The sequence below is a fragment of the Paenibacillus radicis (ex Xue et al. 2023) genome (genome assembly GCF_024722015.1).
Lineage (GTDB): Bacteria > Bacillota > Bacilli > Paenibacillales > NBRC-103111 > Paenibacillus_S.
Genome location: NZ_JANQBD010000005.1, coordinates 241,876 through 260,066 on the forward strand (window position 1 = coordinate 241,876; position 18,191 = coordinate 260,066).

Sequence of the window (18,191 nt, forward strand, 5' to 3'; positions counted from 1 at the left end):
TTGAGGGGGGATGGGGGATTTTATATATCCGGGATTAATAAATAAGCATGTTTCATGAATCATACATAACCCTATGGAAGGAATGAATGGACAACCATGAAAAAAAGGATCGCAAAGCTTTTACAAATGACAACCATAGCCGCTTTGATCAGCAGTTTGTTTCAACCGGCAGCCTACCTGCCACAAGCTCACGCGGCCGATGCGGGGAGGAAATCGCTGGAAGTCAACAAAACATTAACGGCACCCATAATTGACGGCAAGCTGGATGAATCCCTCTGGAAGATTGACCAGCCGTTAACTGCCAAGGTTGGACAAGGAACCTTCAAGGATTCCAAATTCGGCCTGCTGTGGGATAACCAATACTTGTATATCGGTGTAAAAGCGGATGATGATAATCTGATCTCCGGCGCTTCAGGCAATTGGTTTGAACAAGATAACATCAACCTATTTTTCGATCCTACGCAGCATCAATCAGGACCTTTTGCTAAAGATGATATGCAAATAGGTTTTGTGTACCAGCCGAATACAACTACGCCGGAATTCCATTTTGGCGCTGCACTAAACAATCATAGCGGCAAGGACGAGAAGAAGATTCTTAGAGCCATTAGCAAGACAGCTACGGGCTGGGCGTCCGAAATAGCGGTACCCTGGGATATGTTGAATTTCAACCCGCAGCTTAAGAAGCAGCTGGGGCTCGAAATTAGTGCGACAGACCGGTATGGAGCAGATGCCGCCGAGCAGAGAACAAGCTACTGGAGCGCCTACAACTCCATGTCGTTCTGGAATGATACATCAGGTTATGGAAGCCTTACTCTGGTTGACAGCAATCCGGTTAGCGGTTCTGTAAATCCTGTACTTCTGGAGGATAACTTCGACGGCTACGCAGCAGGTACGCTGCCTCCTAACTGGATATCCGATGTGAATGCGGGAAGTGATCCTTTTACCGTTGTTAAGGATACTTATGGTAATGGTCGGATGTCCTTTAGCGGGAATGCTGCTAATAAGCAGAGCCGAATTACAGCTCCTGTGCAGTGGGACAACTATGTGATCGAAGCCGATTTGAGATTCGAAGGTGTATTGAATGATGCGAGATGGGCTTCCATTATGTTCCGGGGGGCTTCTAACGGAAAAAATCCGTACAATCAAATGGCCGTCCGCCGGAATGGTACTTATGAGCTTGCTTATCGGATGGCTGACAACAATTGGGCTAGTCCGACACCTGTGAGTGGAACGTGGCAGCAGCTAACTATGAACACGGATTACTCGTTGAAGGTCAGAGTATTCGATAATAATGTCAAAGAGTACATTAAAGCGAAGTCATCTCCAACCTACACCAAGCTTATGGATCAAAATTTCAATGCCAATTTGCTTGAAAGAGGTAAGGTTGGCTTTCAAGTGGATCAGAGCAAAGCTTCATTTGATAATTTGAAGGTAACAAGAATTACCGCTGACCGGCTGGATGTGACAATGCCTGCTACTCTCGAAGCATTAAGCGGAGAGACGAGCGTAACAAGCAGCGTGTACTTCTCTGATGGGATTACCGAGGCTCCGCCAGCGGATCGAGTAAAGCTGTATTCGATGGACGAGAGCATAATCAAGATCAGCAATAATAAGCTTTATCCGCTTAAGCCAGGTAAAGTAACGATCAAGGCTGTGTACGCAAATGCAGACACGTCAAAAGAAATTACCGTGACACCATCCTTGTCAGGGGTTAAGGCAGTATCGCTTAAGCATGATGAGGGATATATATTGACTGTCACAGACCAAGCAATCAATCCTAATACGATCACACTGAAAGCTGAATTTAACGACTTGTCCACGGGGACGGTTACCGGCGACCAAGTGGCCTGGACCTCGACAAGCTCAGACATCGTGATTACTGGCGGACAAATAGTCGTCAAGAAAAAAGGCATCTATACCATCACCGGAACAAAGGATCGTGCAACAGTGTCGATAATGGTTGTTGCTAAAGACGCTGGAGATGCAGAGTATGTGCTGTATGAGGAGAACTTTGATAATCTTGCGGCAGGTACACTGCCAGCAGGCTGGACAAGAAAAGAAGGAACAACCGCCTCCGCGGCTGTTGTGAAATCAGGCGCGTTCGAGATAAATGCCAGTGCATCTCCCGATAATCCTTCCCGGGTGCTGCTTCCTTCGTACTTGGGCAGCTTCGGCAATTATAAGATTGAAGCCGATGTGACTCATTTGGCAGCCAATGATACTGCAAGATGGCACTCTATCATGTACCGGATTCAGAATCATGATTTCCCGTATTACCAAATGGCTGTTAGGCAGGACGCAACGGCGGTTAACGGAATCGAGTTTGCAGAGCGAACTCCTGCCAATGCCTGGAACGTCATAGATCGTGGTTCGAATACAGAAGCTATTGATCCAGCTAAAATGTATCATTATACCGTGAAGGTCCACGGAAATCGGGTTCAGGAATCGATCAACAACCGTATCATCGTTGATACGGATGCAGCCACAGCCTACACGAAGGGCGAAATCGGATTGCAATCCAACGGAAGTAAAATGAAAGTGGACAATATCCGTGTCACGCTGCAGCAGGATGCGTTGCCTCCAATACCGAACGGCCGTTTCGTTACGGTAGCGGAACCGGATACACGCATTGCTGCGGCAGCTTCGATTGTGACTGAGCTGCAAAGCGCTGGAGATTTAGCAAAACTGAGCGGTTCTTCACTTCCTTCAACTGTCATCCTACATGTAGCTCCGGGATTAAAAGTGACCGATTCTACAGGGAAAACGGAAATCGGAAGTCTGGAATCGCTGCTCGGTTCGATTGAAGGGCGCATCATCCCAACTTTTTACGTGAAGGACGAGTCAACGGTAGACCAGTTAGTGGAGTATTTGAAATCAAACAATTGGGAGGATGCCGCAGTTGTTTCGGATAATGGAGAGTTAATCAAGCGTGCGAGAACAGCGTACCCGGTTATCCGCGGTATTGTGGATTTTAGTGCGGCATCAGATCTGTCCAAGGATAAACTGCTGGAGGTCCGCAGAAAAACGGCGGCGAGCCTTGCAAGAATCGCAATTTTACCGCAGAGTGTTTCTACTAGAGACAATGTTTCTTATTTGCAGGCACGTATGATTATGGTATGGACGAAGGATGTGTCCAGTCAAGCGGATAAAAACATCAACATGCACCAACTGATTACAACAGGCGTGAACGGAATTGTTACGGACACACCAGCCACGGCGTTGAGTGCCTTGAAGGTGTATTCCAATAATACTACGCTTATCCGCAAACCTTATATTATTGCACACAGGGGGATGCCATCTGAATCTCCTGAGAACACGATAGAAAGCAACAGAATGGGCTTGGAGGCGGGTGCTGAATTTATCGAGAATGATATGTACCTTACCAAAGACGGACGTATCGCTATTCTTCATGATGGTTCCTTGGAAAGAACAACGAACGGAACCGGCAACATAGAAGATTACACAATGGAAGAATTAAAAAAGCTCAATGCTAACAAGCCTTTTCCAAAGGGATTCCCTGATGTAAAGATTCCTACTTTGGATGAGCAAATCGACCTGGCCAGAGAAAAAGGCGCAATGGTTATGGCAGAAATCAAGACCTCTACACCTGCCGCAGTAGACGCATATGTCAAACTCATCAAGGATATGAATGCCGAAGCGCTTGTGGATACAATGTCGTTTGATATGAACCAGCTAAAGCGAATGGCAGAGCTGATGCCTGAAATGCCATTAGGCTTACTGACTGGAGGTTATGCGAGTGAAACGAATGTTAATAAGTCATTGCGGGAGACCATAAAGCTTCTCCAAAGCTTGAATGCCTCGTATAACACCAGCTATAGCGGTTTAGGCAAAAATTTCACGGAGGCGGCTAAACACAGAGGAATTATTATTTCTCCATGGACTTTTAATAATAAAAATGATTTTATGACCTATATGAAGCTTGGCGTCTTCGGTATTACAACCGATTATGCTTTGTGGGCTTCTGATTGGGCTGCTTCCATTAAGCCGGAGAAGGATCAGTATGATCTGGCTAAAGATGAGAGCCTCTCCTTAAAAGCAGTTGTTAAGTCTTATGAGGGAAAAGAAAAAACTATCGATCCAGATGTTATTGTATTGGATGGACAAGATGTAATCGAACTGAACGGCAGCAGCATCACTGCGAAGAAGGCTGGAATTGCGCATCTGTTGCTACGATATACTTCCTCAATGGAAGCGAACAACACTTACGATATTTACACTCAGCCTGTCACATTGCAAGTGGCAGGAGCGATTCCAGCAGCTCCAACGGGATTGACGGCAACAGCAGGCAACACTCAAGTGACGTTGAGTTGGAGCAGTGTAACAGAAGCAACCTATTATACTGTGAAACGCAGTACAACGAGCGGTGGCCCATATACTGTAGTAGTAAGCAGTGTGAGCAATCCGACATACACAGACACAGGCTTAACGAATGGGACGACTTATTACTATGTGGTGACAGCAGGGAATGCAGCTGGGCAAAGCGCCGATGCAACGCAGGTGAGTGCAACACCAGCAGCAGTGATCACGATTCCAGCAGCTCCAACGGGACTGACGGCAACAGCAGGAAACACTCAAGTAACGTTGGGCTGGAGCAGTGTAACGGAAGCAACCTATTATGCTGTGAAACGCGGTACAACGAGCGGTGGTCCATATACTGTAGTAGCAAGTAGTGTGAGCAATCCGACATACACAGACACAGGCTTAACGAATGGAACGACTTATTACTATGTCGTGACAGCAGGGAATGCGAGTGGCGAAAGTGCGAACTCGGACCAAGCAAGTGCGGCACCTACTGCAGGAAATAGTGGGAATCACAGCAGGGGCGGCGGTTCGAGTTCAACGGGTACGGATGTTAACCAACCAGGCGCTACCAATCAATCGACAGATTTAATTGAAGCCAAAGATGGTACGGTTGATCTTTCCAAGCTTAAGGAATCATTAAACAACTATTCCAAAGTACAGGTGAAATTAACCGGGGATAAGCTGATGGTTCCTGCAGCGAGTCTTGCCGAAGCCAGCAAGGATGCAGGCAAGCTGCTGGTTGTTACAAGTGATAACGCGACCTATACGATGCCGTTATCTATATTGAAGCTTGAGACTTTGGCGCAGCAGCTGGGAGTGAGTGTGGATGATTTGTCCATCCAATTCATACTTCAAAAGCTGAGCGGAAGCGAAGCAGCCGCAGTTCAAGATGCTATAGCAGCAATGGGAGGCAAGCAAGCTGCTGATGCCGTGCATTTTGAAGTGGAGGCGATTAACAAAGCTGGGCAAACGGTACGTATTACTTTAGGCGCTACGTATGTATCTAGAGAAATTGCTGTAAATAAGGCGATTGATCCTAAGAAAGCGACGGGCGTACGGATTATACCTGGCTCGAATGAGCTTAGATTCGTACCATCCCTCTTCTTTACAAAGGACGGGATTACAACAGCTATAATGAAGCGTAATGGAAACAGTGTGTATACGGTAGTTGAAAATAACAAAACCTTCGCTGATCTGGCGAATCACTGGGCCAAGGAAGATATTGAGCTGTTAGCGAATAAGCTTGTCGTTGATGGAGTCAGTGACAGCCGCTTCGAAGCAGACCGCTCTATCACTCGGGCAGAATTTGCAGCCCTTCTGGTCCGTTCCTTAGCAATGGACCCTGCGGCTATTAAAGCAAGCTTCAGCGATGTAAAAGATGCTGACTGGTATGCTGAAGCGGTAGCAACAGCTGTGTCCGCAGGCATTATAAGCGGCTATGAAGACGGTACATTCCGTCCGAATAAGGAAATCACGCGTGAGGAACAGGCGGCAATGATCATTCGCGCAATGACTTATGCGGGTGTTGATGCAGGTATGATCCAAGCCCAAAATAAGCTTGGGGATATCCTGGCACCGTTCAAGGATGCAGGCAAAATCGTTTGGGCGAAAACCGAGATAGCTGCAGCGATTCAGTCAGGACTGATGAACGGAATGACGGCTGATACCTTGGAATCAGGCAGCCACGCGACTCGTGCACAATCTGCCGTATTGTTGAAACGGTTTTTAAGCAAAGTAAACTTTATTAATTAGCAGCTGTATGCTCTAATAAAAAATTGCCTGGCTCTCTGTATGTACATTGAGAGCCAGGCAGTTTTTTTTAGGCGGGATCATTATGAACTTTAACGAATCCAATTAATGAAGCTTAACAGGTTACTTCTGGAACATTTACAAAATATTCACGCGTAGTTGATCGTAAGATAACATTCGGTTGTTATAGTAAGGGAGTAAGTAACAATTGGATAACAAGGGTACGAGATGAGGAGAAAACCCTTTTATGCAGCAGACGGACAGCCTGTTTAGGCGAGTGCATCCGTTTGATGGATAGAGGGTTTTTTGTGCTGTTATTCGGTTGGTACAAGTTTTGCAGCTAGATGTTTTTGTAGCATAGAGTCGAACGATACGGTCCGTTAAGGACAGGTAAGCCGAATATTCTTGTTTACAGGAGGGGCACAGACATTGCCGGATGTGATCGATTTTGAGGGCTATTTTTTTGACTTGGACGGAACGGTTCTGCTGGAAGAACAACTGCTTCCGGGTGTTCTGGAAACTCTTGAGGTATTGCGTCAAGCAGACAAGAAGATCCTGTTCCTCACCAATACAACAACACGAACGAGAAGAGAATGCCAGACTCGTCTGCAGAAGCTTGGCCTGGAGGTGCATCTGGAGGAGATCATTACGGCGGCATTCACCTCGGCGCTTTACTTGCGTGAAAGCCACCAAGAGCCTGTTGTGTTCGTGGTCGGAGAGCTGGCGCTAGTCCACGAACTCGAGGAGCAAGAGCTTCAGCATACGACGGATCCGCTGGCAGCTACCCATGTGCTTGTTGGCATGGACATGAGCTTCCACTACGACAAGCTGCATCAAGCGATGAAGGCCGTGCGCAATGGAGCGGCTCTGATAGCAGCTAATCCTGACCCGAATTGCCCCGTCGTCGGCGATCTCATCCCTGACACATGGTCGATGGTTAAAGCGATTGAAACAGCGAGCTGTGTTACTGCGACTGCGGTTATCGGCAAGCCATCGAAGTACTACGGTACGAAGGTGCTGGAGAGAAGCGGGCTGCCTGGCGAGCGTTGTTTGATGGTAGGCGACAGGCTGGAGACCGACATTTTGTTCGGTGCCAACAACGGTCTTCGTACAGCTTTAGTGCTTACAGGAGTCACCTCTGAGCACGATATGAAGCAATCTCCCATTAAACCGGATTATGTATGGACTTCGCTGAATGATTTCGTACTGATGTACCAAGCAAACTGACGATTTATTTAAACTTGCTTCACACTGCTGTAATCGCCGCTTTACATTTATCTGTTAGAGTGGAATTGCAAGCAGTGGAGCAAGACTGCATACCAAACTACTTTTAAAGGAGAGAATTCCATGCGTTCCCTTACATCCAAAATGATTAGTATCGCATTATGCTGCACCACACTTGCTGCTTGCGGCAAAACCGCTTCCGTCCCTAACACGGCAGCACCGGCAGCAGCTCCTGCTGAAACCAAAGCAGAAGAGAAAATCGAGCTGACCTTCTATTACCCAATCGCAGTTGGAGGCCCTTTGACATCTACTATTGAGCTTATGGCCAAAGATTTTACGGCGCAGAATCCTAATATTACCGTTAAGCCTGTTTACACAGGCAGCTACGCAGATACCGCTGTGAAGACGCAAGCTGGAGTACAAAGCAAGCAGCCCCCTGATGTGGCTGTACTGCAATCGACAGAGCTGTTCAGCTTGCTGGATATGAATGCCATTATTCCTTTAAATGATTTTATCGCTAAAGAGGGCGGAGATAAGTACCTTTCTGATTTTTACCCGGCGTTTATGTCCAACTCTCAAACCGGGGGCAATACATACAGCATTCCTTTCCAACGAAGTACTATCGTTCTTTATTATAACAAAGCACTGTTTAAGGAAGCGGGACTGGACCCGGAAAAGGCGCCGCAAACCTGGGCAGAAATGAAGGATTACGCCAAGAAACTGACCAAGAACGGCACTTGGGGGCTGGAGATCCCTGTAACGGGCTACGGATACTGGATGCTGCAAACCTTTGCTCTGCAAAACGGTAAAAACCTGATGACTGAGGATGGCAAAAAGGTCATGTTCAACACACCTGAAAATGTAGAGGGCATGCAATATTGGAGCGACTTGTCCAAGAAGGACAAATCGATGCCTGAGGGAGTTACGGATTGGGGAACCGTGCCGTCCGACTTCCTGGAAGGCAAAACAGCGATGATGTACCATACGACCGGAAACCTGTCTAATGTTAAGAAGAATGCCAAATTCGACTTTGGCGTAGGCTTCCTTCCCCAAAATAAAAACTTTGGCAGCCCGACAGGCGGAGGCAACTTCTATATCTTCAAGGATATTGACAAGAAGAAGCAGGAAGCGGCTTGGAAGTTTGTGAAGTTCATGACTGAAACGGAACGCGCAGCGCAATGGAGTATCGATACAGGTTATGTAGCTGTGAAGAAATCGGCTTATGAAACCGACCGCATGAAGAAATATGCCGCTGATTTCCCGGCAGCTCTTGTAGCCCGCGATCAGCTTCAGTACGCATCGGCTGAGCTGTCCACCCATAATAACGGTAAAGTTATGAAGACATTGAATGACCAGGTACAGGCTGTACTGACAGGCACATTGACTCCTGCCGAGGCTTTGCAAAAAGCGCAGGAAGAAGCGGATAAAGCTTTGGCTCCATTTAATAAATAATTAGTTTTCGATGAATTGGGGGAGCACGGCGGATAGGTGTGGCTGAGGTTGGACTAGATGCCATTTGTAACACCAGTCCGGGATGTGCTCCTCTTTTTTTCTTAACTGGATCGATACTTTTGATAGTGGGATTAAGACATTCATGTAAGAAGGAGGCTCCCCCTTGGGCGTCACAAAAATAAATCTTTGGAAAACGAACATTTTTGCATGGCTGCTGCTGCTGCCTTCGTTAATTTTTTTATTTCTGTTCACCTTTTACCCGATTGCCAAGACGATCCGCTTAAGTCTCTACCAAGCTGATTTGGCAACCCAGGTGCCGCTGTTCATAGGCTTGGACAATTACTCCAACCTGATGGATGACGCGATCTTTTGGAAGGTCATGTACAACAATTTCTGGTTTGCGCTCGGAACGGTGCCAACCTCGATAGCACTTGCTATACTGATGGCGATTTTCGCCAACAAAGCACTTAGGGGGACTGGCATGGTACGTACTGCCTTTTTCTACCCTACTATGATACCTATGATTGCTGTTGCAAATATTTGGCTGTTTATTTATACACCCCAGTATGGATTGCTGAGCAGAGTGATGAAAAGCTTCAGTGCAGGCGATATCAACTGGCTCGGATCACCTCAGATGGTTATGTGGGCCATGGTCTTTATGGTGATATGGAAGGAAGCCGGCTATTTCATGATATTTTACTTGGCAGGGCTGCAAAACATTTCTCCTGATTTATACGAATCGGCTCATGTGGACGGCGTAGGCCGCTGGACGGTTTTTCGCAAAATTACGTTTCCGCTGCTGATGCCTACTACCTTGTTTGTAACTATTGTGGCATTGACCAACTCGTTCAAGCTGGTTGATCATTTGATGATTATGACCAAAGGCGGGCCGAACAATGCGAGTAATCTGCTGCTTTATTATATTTATGAAACGGCCTTCAGCTTCTGGGATCAGGGCGTAGCCTCTACCTTGACTGTGGTGATGATAGCGGTTCTGCTGCTGTTCGCCGCTTTGAATTTCTTCGGTTTGGATAAAAAAATTCATTATCATTAAGAAAGGCGATTCCTATGCTGCTATCGAAATTGAACATTAGCCGCTGGCTCCTATATATATTCGCTGCATTATGGCTTGTGCCGCTGCTTTGGATGACCGTGACGGCATTCCGCCCCAAGCAGATCGCGCTTTCGCCATCGTTCTCGCTGGAGTTCACACTCCAAAATTTTGCCACCGTGTGGTCTGCTGCGCCATTCGCCCAATACTACATCAATACCATCATTATCGTAGTCTGTATCTTTGGTATGCAAATGCTTACCGCTACAATGGCTGCTTTTGCTTTTGCCCGGGTTAAATTTTATGCCAAAAGCTTGGTGTTTCTGCTGTTTCTCGTGCAAATTATGGTGCCGGCGGATGTGCTCATTTTTCCGAATTACACGGTGCTGAAGGAATTGTCACTGCTCGATACGAAGCTTGGCATTATGATACCTTATTTCGCCTCAGCCTTTGGCATTTTCCTGCTGCGTCAAATGTTCATGACAATCCCGCCGGAGCTGGACGAAGCCGCCATGATAGAGGGCTACTCCAAGTGGCAAATTCTTTGGAAAATTTATTTTCCATTGTCCCGCCCCTCCTATATTGCGTTTGGACTTATCTCGGTCAGTACTCATTGGAACAACTTTTTGTGGCCTCTTATCGTTACGAACTCTGTTGAAAACAGGCCTTTGACCGTGGGACTCGCGATATTCGCCCAGTCCTATGAGATTGGCGCCCAGTGGACGGAGGTTAGTGCAGCTACACTGCTGGTTATTGCCCCGCTAATGGTCGGATTTCTGTTGTTCCAGCGCCAGTTTATGAACAGCTTCATTCATTCGGGAATTAAGTAAATGTTAGAGACGACTGGAGTTTGAGTTAGCAAGGCATCATATGGTACTATTTGAATAACCGCAATTGAATATTTACTGAACACTAGGGGTGCTGTTTAAGCTGAGAGAGACGACCTAAAGTCTTAACCCTTTAACACCTGATCCGGATAATGCCGGCGAAGGGAAGTGGCTTGGCTTGCACAGGGAATGTCTGTGCAGTTAGCCGCTTTCATTCGGAAGCGGTTTATTTGCCGTTGACGTGTACTAACGTAAGCATTCAACGAATGCTCAGAGTAATCGCTTTTGTATAGAGAAACATTGAGAGAGGAGAACATGCTATGAATGAGAAGCTGGACCTATTGATCCGTCAAGTGGATGCTCGTCAAGATGAGCTGATCGGTCTGCTAGAGCGTTTGATTCAATTCCGTACACCGGCACCGCCTGCACGAAATACGGAGGAAGCCCAGCAGTTTATCGCTTCTTTTTTACAAGAGAAGGGCTTTGCTATAGATAAATGGGATGTGTATCCGGGAGATCCTAATGTCGTTGGTGTCTTAAAGGGGCAGGCAGGGGATGCTTATAAAAGTCTTATTATTAACGGCCATGTGGATGTAGCGGAGGTTAATGAGGATGAGCCTTGGGAAAAGGAGCCGTTCACGCCGCTAGTAAGAGATGGGGTTATCATCGGGCGCGGCGCTTCGGATATGAAAGGCGGTCTCGCTGGTGCGTTGTTCGCTATTCAACTGCTGCATGAAGCCGGTATCGAGCTGCCGGGTGACCTCACATTTCAATCCGTAATTGGTGAGGAAGTAGGCGAAGCGGGAACGCTGGAGTGCTGCAAACGCGGCTATAGCGCGGATTTTGCAGTCGTGGTCGATACGAGTGACTTGCATATTCAAGGTCAGGGCGGCGTTATAACCGGTTGGATTACTGTCAAAAGCAAGCAAACTTTCCATGATGCCACCAGAAAAAGCATGATTCATCCGGGAGGCAAGCTGTTGGGTGCAAGTGCGATTGAGAAAATGATGAAAATCATTCAGGGGCTTCAGGAATTGGAAAGGCACTGGGCGGTCATGAAGAGCTACCAGGGGTATGCCCCAGGAACCAATACGATCAATCCTGCTGTCATCGAGGGAGGAAGGCATGCTGCTTTTATTGCCGATGAATGCCGGCTGTGGATTACCGTCCATTTTTACCCGAATGAAACCTATGAGCAGGTCGCGAAGGAAATTGAAGCGCATCTTCTGCAGGTGGCCCAAGGTGATATATGGCTAAGAGAAAATCCGCCGCAGTTTGAATGGGGAGGCTCTTCGATGATTGAGGACCGTGGTGAAATCTTCCCTTCGTTGGAGGTAGACTCGAATCATCCCGCTGTGCTTGCATTAATGAGCTCTCATGAAAGCATAATTCGTGAACAAGCGACTGTCGATGTATCTCCCACTGTAACGGACGGAGGCTGGTTCGGAGATGCAGGCATCCCAGCGGCCATATATGGGCCTGGGGATTTACGAAATGCGCATGCAGTCAATGAGCAGGTTTCTATTGAGCAGCTGGTGAATTTCACCAAGGTCATTCTGAAGTTTATTTATGAGTGGGGTCATACGAGCAAATAATCAGCTGCACAGCTACGTTTACCAGTAAAAAAATGAAAATGAATTTGGAGGAAGCAGCATGAAATTTACCGAGCATTTATTGGAGAAGTTCCACCTGGAATGGCGTCAAACCTACGAGCATCCTTTTGTACAGGAGCTGGGTAAAGGGACTTTGGATAAGGAAAAATTCCGTTTTTACATGATCCAAGACTATTTGTATTTAATTGATTATGCTAAGCTGTTTGCATTAGGGGCGATAAAAGCGGATGACCTCGAAACGATGGGGAAATTTGCCGCGCTTTTGGACTCCACACTGAATGAAGAAATGTCCCTTCACCGCGCCTATGCCGCTAAATTCGATATTTCGAAGGAAGAGCTGGAGCAGGCTAAGCCTTCTCCTATTACATTGGCTTATTCCCACTATATGCTCCATGTTGCACAGAATGGTTCGCTCGCCGACCTGACTGCAGCGTTGCTTCCATGCATGTGGAGCTATTGGGAGATCGGCAAAGAGCTGAATCAAATACCAGGCTCCTCCGGGCATGAATTTTATGGAGAATGGATCAGCATGTACAGCTCGGACGAATTCGGTTCCTTGGCCCGTTGGTGCATAGGTCTGATGGATCGATTAGCAGAAGGAAAATCCGAAGCTGAGCTAGCCAAGCTGGAGGAAATTTTTCAGAACACGACTCGTTATGAATATATGTTCTGGGATATGTCCTACAATCGTCAAATGTGGCCAACCCACGTAAAGTAAAGGAGAGCTGCCTATGTCGAACGTTTTTTTGATTTCAGATCATCATTTTGGTCATGCTTCTATTATTGATTTTGAATCGAGACCATTCTCCAGCGCAGAAGAGATGACCGAAACGATGATTGAGAAATGGAATGCCATCGTGCGCCAAGAGGATAAAGTATATCATCTGGGCGATTTCTCCTTTTTGAACAAGGAAAAGACCGCCAGCATTGTGTCGAGGCTTAACGGCTATAAAAGCTTAATTATGGGCAATCATGACAGGGGTAGAACGAGACGTTGGTGGCTTGAGGCAGGGTTTGATGAAGTGAGCGAGCATGCAATTGTATATGGAGGCTTCTTCTTCCTGTCTCACGAGCCTATGTATATGAACAAGCATATGCCTTATGTTAATATTCATGGTCACATTCACGGGCAGAAATATGAAGGCAGTCAATACATCAACGTTTGTGTGGAGCATTGGGATTATACGCCTATTTCCTTTGAAGCCATCAAAGCAATGGTCGTTCCGAATGAGGAGCAATAGCAGCAAGCCCGAACCGTTCCAGGTGGGTCCAAAGCTGTTCCTTTTGTAAAATTTCTATTTGCTTTAAGCCCATAAGATCAAAGTGGGGGAACGGAGGACGCTGATGGATATATGCAGGGTTGAGTCCATTAGCGGCACACCACTCCGATAAAATATGCAGATTAGAGCATCCCACTTTGGTTACGGTTTTCATGTCTGGAAAACGCGGATCGATCCAATAATGGGTAATAAAAGCAAGCTCTCCCCGTGTCACGGCGTCTTTCCACTGCTGCAGCTCTTTTCTAGAAATTCCGAATGCCACTTTTGGCGAACCCCCTTTAATGAACGAAAGTGTTAGGACTGTAGGATTGATTATAGCATGAGCAGGATCAAACCTTGAAATTATGGACTATGATGTCCCATCTATAGTACCCCGTCTTCCTGCAAGTCGAAGGTAAATCAAGAGCACCGTTACTCCCCCCTCCACCATTCGGGAAATTCCAACAAATACGCCACTTTCCCTGACCTGTTATCTTCCAGATTAGGTATAAAGCCACCCTTGACACGATACATTACGTATCTTATATTGAGGTCTAAAGTATACGATTTGTACCAAAATTTAACAAAGAAAGGTTTCGATCATTTTTCTATTTTAATTGTATGAGAGGAATGAAAATCAAATGGATGCCAAGTATGTCCAGATTCGAAGTTGGAAAAAAACAGGTTTATTCCGAAATTCGAGCATCATGATTTTAATCATCATGCTTCTGCAATACAGCGTTCCGTGGGCATCCGATCATGTGCATGCTTCCAACTACTGGGAAGGCCTTGGTACAGGTGTCGAAGGAAGAGTTGACGATATAGCGGTTTCCGGCAGCAGCATCTATATAGGTGGACATTTCGTTCCAAATGGGGACATGCAGACGAAGTTTATTGCCAAGTGGGATGGCACTGCCTGGAGCAGTCTGGGCAGCGGTGTAGATGGAGCGGTTCATGCTGTTGCCGTATCCGGAAGCGACGTATACGCCGGAGGATTGTTCGTGAATGCGGGAGGAGGCCCGGCAAGCCATATTGCCAAATGGAATGGATCAGTCTGGCAAAGCCTTGGCAGTGGCCTGTACCTCAGTCAGGGCAGCAGTACCGCTGGAACCGTTGAAGCTATCGCGGTATCCGGAACCGATGTATACGCGGGCGGAACCTTCACTGCAGCGGGAGGAAGTACGGCTAACTATATCGCCAAATGGAATGGATCAGCTTGGCAAAGCTTGGGCAGCGGCCTCAATGGCGAGGTTCGTGCGATCGCGGTATCCGGAACCGATGTATATGTAGGTGGATTCTTCACTACTGCAGGCGGCAGCCCGGCCAAGTACATTGCCAGATGGGATGGCTCAAGCTGGCATAACGTTGGCTCCGGATTCAATGATGGACCCAACGTTCGCGTGGAAACGATCAAGATATCCGGAACTGATGTATACGTCGGCGGTAATTTTCCTGGAGCAGGAGATGTGCCCTTAAGCCATATTGCCAAATGGGATGGATCGACCTGGCAAGGTCTGGGGACCGGTCTAAGCGACACGGTTTGGGACCTTGCAGTATCCGGCAAGGATGTATATGCCGGAGGAGTCTTTATGAATGCGGGACCGCTTCGTGTGAAAAGTGTTGCCAAATGGAACGGATCAACCGCTGCGTGGGAAAGTATAGGCGGCCTTGGTACGGATGTGGAGGCAGGATTCGCATACGCTGTGACCAAATCCGCGACAGGTATTTACGTAGGTGGACAATTCACCGTAGCAGGCGGCATCCCAGCCAATTATATGGCCAAATGGGTTACAGGCAGCACAGATCCGGTCGTGACCAAGCCGGACCCGCCGACTGGAGTTACCGCGGCTGCAGGCAAAGGCTTAGCGACGGTAAGTTTTACACCTCCTGCTAATAATGGAGGTGGCACCATTACAGGCTATACGGTCACATCCAGTCCGGGTGGCTTCGTGGCAAGCGGGACAGCTAGCCCGATTACGGTAACAGGGCTTACCTACGGGATGGCATATACGTTCACAGTGACGGCATCGAACGAAGCCGGAACCTCTGTGCCATCAGCACCTTCTGGTTCCGTAACTCCAGACTCAACAGCAACCGTGCCGGATCCGCCGACGGGGATAAGCGCAGCGGCAAGCAACCAATCGGCAATGGTAAGCTTTACACCTCCTGCTAATGATGGGGGCAGCGCCATTACGGGTTATACGGTTACATCCAATCCAGAAGGCTTGACGGCTAGTGGAGCTAGAAGTCCGATTACAGTTACGGGATTAACCTATGGAACTGCGTATACATTCACGGTGACAGCGACGAATGGAATAGGCACATCGATCCCGTCAACGCCTTCAGGCGCTGTGTCGCCAGGAGGTCCTGCGGCAATAGTGCCGGATTCGCCGACAGGGGTAAGCGCAGCTGCAGGCAACCAATCGGCAACAGTAAGCTTTATACCGCCTCTCAATAACGGAAGCAGTGAAATAACCAAATATACCGTTACATCGAATCCGGATGGCTTGTCGGCAAGCGGCAACGTCAGTCCTATCACGATTAACGGGCTGAATAATGGAGTATCCTACACGTTCACGGTAACAGCAACCAATGGGGCAGGGACATCCGCACCATCCTCTGCTTCAGCATCCGTAACACCAAGGTTTCCGTCCAAGTCTTCATCCAAGTCATCAGGCTCTCCTTTGATTATTGCACCTGGGGCGCCAACAGAAGTAAGCGCAGCAGCGGGTGACGGCTCAGCCGTCGTAAGTTTTACACCGCCGACTAGCAACGGAGGCAGTGCCATTACTGGCTATATCGTAACATCCAGTCCAGGCGGCTTGACAGCAAGCGGGACAGATAGCCCGATTGCGATTACAGGGCTAAACAATGGAACGGCCTACACGTTCACGGTTACAGCGACTAATGGAGCCGGTACTTCCAGCTCGTCCGCAGCTTCCGCATCCGTCACGCCAGTCCCTTCTGCCCCAGCTGTGTTGCAGCACAAAGCCTACATATCGGGATTTCCCGATGGCACGTTCAGACCGGATAAAAGCGTCTCACGTGCAGAGATAGCAACCCTATTGTCTCGAGTATTCGATAAGGAAGATCAAGCAGCAGCAAAAGTATATACGGATGTCGAGTCCGGGTATTGGGGAAAAGCAGCGATAGACAAGGTGACTAGAATGGGGTTGATGCAAGGCTACGAGAATGATGCTTTCGTACCGGATAGAAGCGTCTCTCATGCGGAAATAGCCATTATCGTAGATCGTTTAAACATCCGCAAGGATGAGGTGGAGAAAATGCTGGGCCGAAATTCGACTGAAGCTGTAACCCGTGCCGAAGCCGTCACCCTTCTTAGTCGTTTGCTAGGCAGGCTTCCTCTGTCAGGAGCAGCGCAGAAGTGGAGCGATGTTCCGCTGCAGCATGGAAATTATGAATATATACAAGAAGCGTCCATCGACCATGCCTACGAGCTAAGCTCGGACGGCAAGGAGCATTGGCTTCCTTTTTAAACAGTCCTCAATAATGTTAAACTGGAGGGGACTATGTTTTTGAAAGTAAGGATGGAGCCATCGAGTGAATGTATACACCTTTATATGCCATGAGGATGAGAGAGAGCTGTGCAGCCTGGAGCTGCGCACCCTGTTTGGAGCCGAGCCCCGAGCCGGTTATATTCAATCGGACCGGTCCATTGATCCGAGCCGCAGTCCCTTCATCAAGCAGCGGCTTGCTGTGATGTACAGTGGCGGCAGCCTCGAAGAAATAGCGCATCAAGCAGAAGCGCTGGAGCTGGGGACTTCGACATTCAAGGTTACTTATGTCGAAGCTGAGGGCGCTGCTGCCTACGAGGAGCAGCGGTCGATTGAGCGGCAGCTTGGCGCGCGCATTCGCGGCAAGGCCGATATGCGTAAGCCGCAGCGCCTGCTCGGCGTGGCTTACGCGGAAGGGCGCTGGCTGTTCGGCGACTGCCGCAGCAGCGAAGCCGTATGGCTGCGGCATAATGCGAAGCCGCAGCATTATTCCACCGCGCTAAGCACACGTGTGGCTCGCGCAGTGGCGAATATCGCCGTGCCGCAGCCGGCGGGCGTGAAGGCAATCGATCCCTGCTGCGGCATCGGGACCGTGCTGATTGAGGCTCTATCGATGGGCATCGATATAGTCGGTCGAGACATTAACCCGCTGGCAGTGCGCGGCGCGCGGGCGAATCTACTGCATTACGGCTTCGCGGATACAGTGGCGATCGGAGATATCCGAGCGTTGACTGGCAGCTATGATGCGGCAATTGTTGATCTGCCGTATAATCTTTGCTCTAAGCTTTCCCAAGAGGAGCAGCTGGAAATGCTCCAAAGCGCGCGTCGATTAGCGCGCAGAGTGGTGATCATCGCTACGGATACCATCGATTCGGCCATTATGCAAGCCGGATTCACACTAACTGATCGGTGTGTCGTTAAGAAAGGGAACTTTTCGCGTCATATCATCTTGTGCTCATAATCTTCTGTTGCAAACAACCGCTCTCATGCAGCCACTAGTTGGCTCAAGTGTGCGGTTGTTTTGCATTTAAATTAATTTAAGTCCATGACACGAATATATTCGCGCAATAGGTTGGCTATCATCTGAATGGGGTTATAGTACCTTGTGAGGAATTATTTACAAGGACAAGTATAGTGCGATATGGACAAGCATATACTGCTAACAACTGCATATGTTA

Annotated in this window: 11 protein-coding genes and 1 riboswitch; of the genes, 10 read left to right on the forward strand and 1 reads right to left on the reverse strand. The window is 48.1% G+C overall.

Going from position 1 to position 18,191, the window contains the following annotated elements; genetic code table 11:
* The first annotated feature begins 96 nt into the window (after positions 1 to 96).
* The 8 genes from NV381_RS09040 to NV381_RS09075 all read left to right on the forward strand — a co-directional run bounded on the left by NV381_RS09040 (position 97) and on the right by NV381_RS09075 (position 13,480).
* The gene (locus NV381_RS09040; protein WP_258212947.1) at positions 97 to 6,075 is read left to right on the forward strand and encodes a glycerophosphodiester phosphodiesterase family protein; all 5,979 of its coding nucleotides are present in this window, start codon (positions 97 to 99) and stop codon (positions 6,073 to 6,075) included.
* A 435-nt stretch (positions 6,076 to 6,510) separates the two neighbouring features.
* Complete coding sequence (locus tag NV381_RS09045; RefSeq protein WP_308861731.1) at positions 6,511 to 7,299, forward strand: HAD-IIA family hydrolase; 789 nt, start codon at positions 6,511 to 6,513, stop codon at positions 7,297 to 7,299.
* A gap of 120 nt (positions 7,300 to 7,419) precedes the next feature.
* Positions 7,420 to 8,748, forward strand: coding sequence for an ABC transporter substrate-binding protein (locus NV381_RS09050; protein WP_258212949.1), 1,329 nt, complete (start codon positions 7,420 to 7,422; stop codon positions 8,746 to 8,748).
* A 163-nt stretch (positions 8,749 to 8,911) separates the two neighbouring features.
* Entirely contained in the window at positions 8,912 to 9,802 is an 891-nt protein-coding gene (locus NV381_RS09055; RefSeq protein ID WP_258212950.1) for a carbohydrate ABC transporter permease, read from the forward strand.
* A gap of 14 nt (positions 9,803 to 9,816) precedes the next feature.
* Entirely contained in the window at positions 9,817 to 10,629 is an 813-nt protein-coding gene (locus NV381_RS09060) for a carbohydrate ABC transporter permease (RefSeq protein ID WP_258212951.1), read from the forward strand.
* 74 nt (positions 10,630 to 10,703) lie between these two features.
* Positions 10,704 to 10,810: riboswitch (TPP riboswitch) on the forward strand.
* Between the two features lie 136 nt (positions 10,811 to 10,946).
* On the forward strand, positions 10,947 to 12,221 hold the full coding sequence (locus tag NV381_RS09065; protein ID WP_258212952.1) for an acetylornithine deacetylase: 1,275 nt from the start codon (positions 10,947 to 10,949) through the stop codon (positions 12,219 to 12,221).
* Positions 12,222 to 12,279: 58 nt separating this feature from the next.
* Entirely contained in the window at positions 12,280 to 12,957 is a 678-nt protein-coding gene (gene tenA / locus NV381_RS09070; protein ID WP_258212953.1) for a thiaminase II, read from the forward strand.
* Between the two features lie 13 nt (positions 12,958 to 12,970).
* Positions 12,971 to 13,480 (forward strand): phosphoesterase, encoded by a 510-nt coding sequence (locus NV381_RS09075; protein WP_258212954.1) that lies wholly within the window; start codon positions 12,971 to 12,973, stop codon positions 13,478 to 13,480.
* On the opposite strand, the gene NV381_RS09080 is transcribed toward NV381_RS09075, so the two are convergent.
* Entirely contained in the window at positions 13,446 to 13,781 is a 336-nt protein-coding gene (locus NV381_RS09080) for a hypothetical protein (protein WP_258212955.1), read from the reverse strand. The two genes, NV381_RS09075 and NV381_RS09080, sit on opposite strands and share 35 nt — an antisense overlap.
* A gap of 358 nt (positions 13,782 to 14,139) precedes the next feature.
* On the opposite strand from NV381_RS09080, the gene NV381_RS09085 reads away from it, so the two are divergent.
* Positions 14,140 to 16,995, forward strand: coding sequence for a fibronectin type III domain-containing protein (locus tag NV381_RS09085; RefSeq protein WP_258212956.1), 2,856 nt, complete (start codon positions 14,140 to 14,142; stop codon positions 16,993 to 16,995).
* Between the two features lie 64 nt (positions 16,996 to 17,059).
* Positions 17,060 to 17,974 carry a TRM11 family SAM-dependent methyltransferase gene (locus NV381_RS09090; protein ID WP_258212957.1) on the forward strand — a complete coding sequence of 305 codons (915 nt, stop codon included), beginning with the start codon at positions 17,060 to 17,062 and terminating at the stop codon, positions 17,972 to 17,974.
* Positions 17,975 to 18,191: the final 217 nt, after the last annotated feature.

What these genes read in the sequence shown, in the direction of transcription:
- NV381_RS09040 (WP_258212947.1), top strand. Translation starts at nt 97, where the DNA reads ATGAAAAAAAGGATCGCAAAGCTTTTACAAATGACAACCATAGCCGCT.
- NV381_RS09050 (WP_258212949.1), top strand. Translation starts at nt 7,420, where the DNA reads ATGCGTTCCCTTACATCCAAAATGATTAGTATCGCATTATGCTGCACC.
- NV381_RS09060 (WP_258212951.1), top strand. Translation starts at nt 9,817, where the DNA reads ATGCTGCTATCGAAATTGAACATTAGCCGCTGGCTCCTATATATATTC.
- NV381_RS09065 (WP_258212952.1), top strand. Translation starts at nt 10,947, where the DNA reads ATGAATGAGAAGCTGGACCTATTGATCCGTCAAGTGGATGCTCGTCAA.
- tenA (WP_258212953.1), top strand. Translation starts at nt 12,280, where the DNA reads ATGAAATTTACCGAGCATTTATTGGAGAAGTTCCACCTGGAATGGCGT.
- NV381_RS09075 (WP_258212954.1), top strand. Translation starts at nt 12,971, where the DNA reads ATGTCGAACGTTTTTTTGATTTCAGATCATCATTTTGGTCATGCTTCT.
- NV381_RS09085 (WP_258212956.1), top strand. Translation starts at nt 14,140, where the DNA reads ATGGATGCCAAGTATGTCCAGATTCGAAGTTGGAAAAAAACAGGTTTA.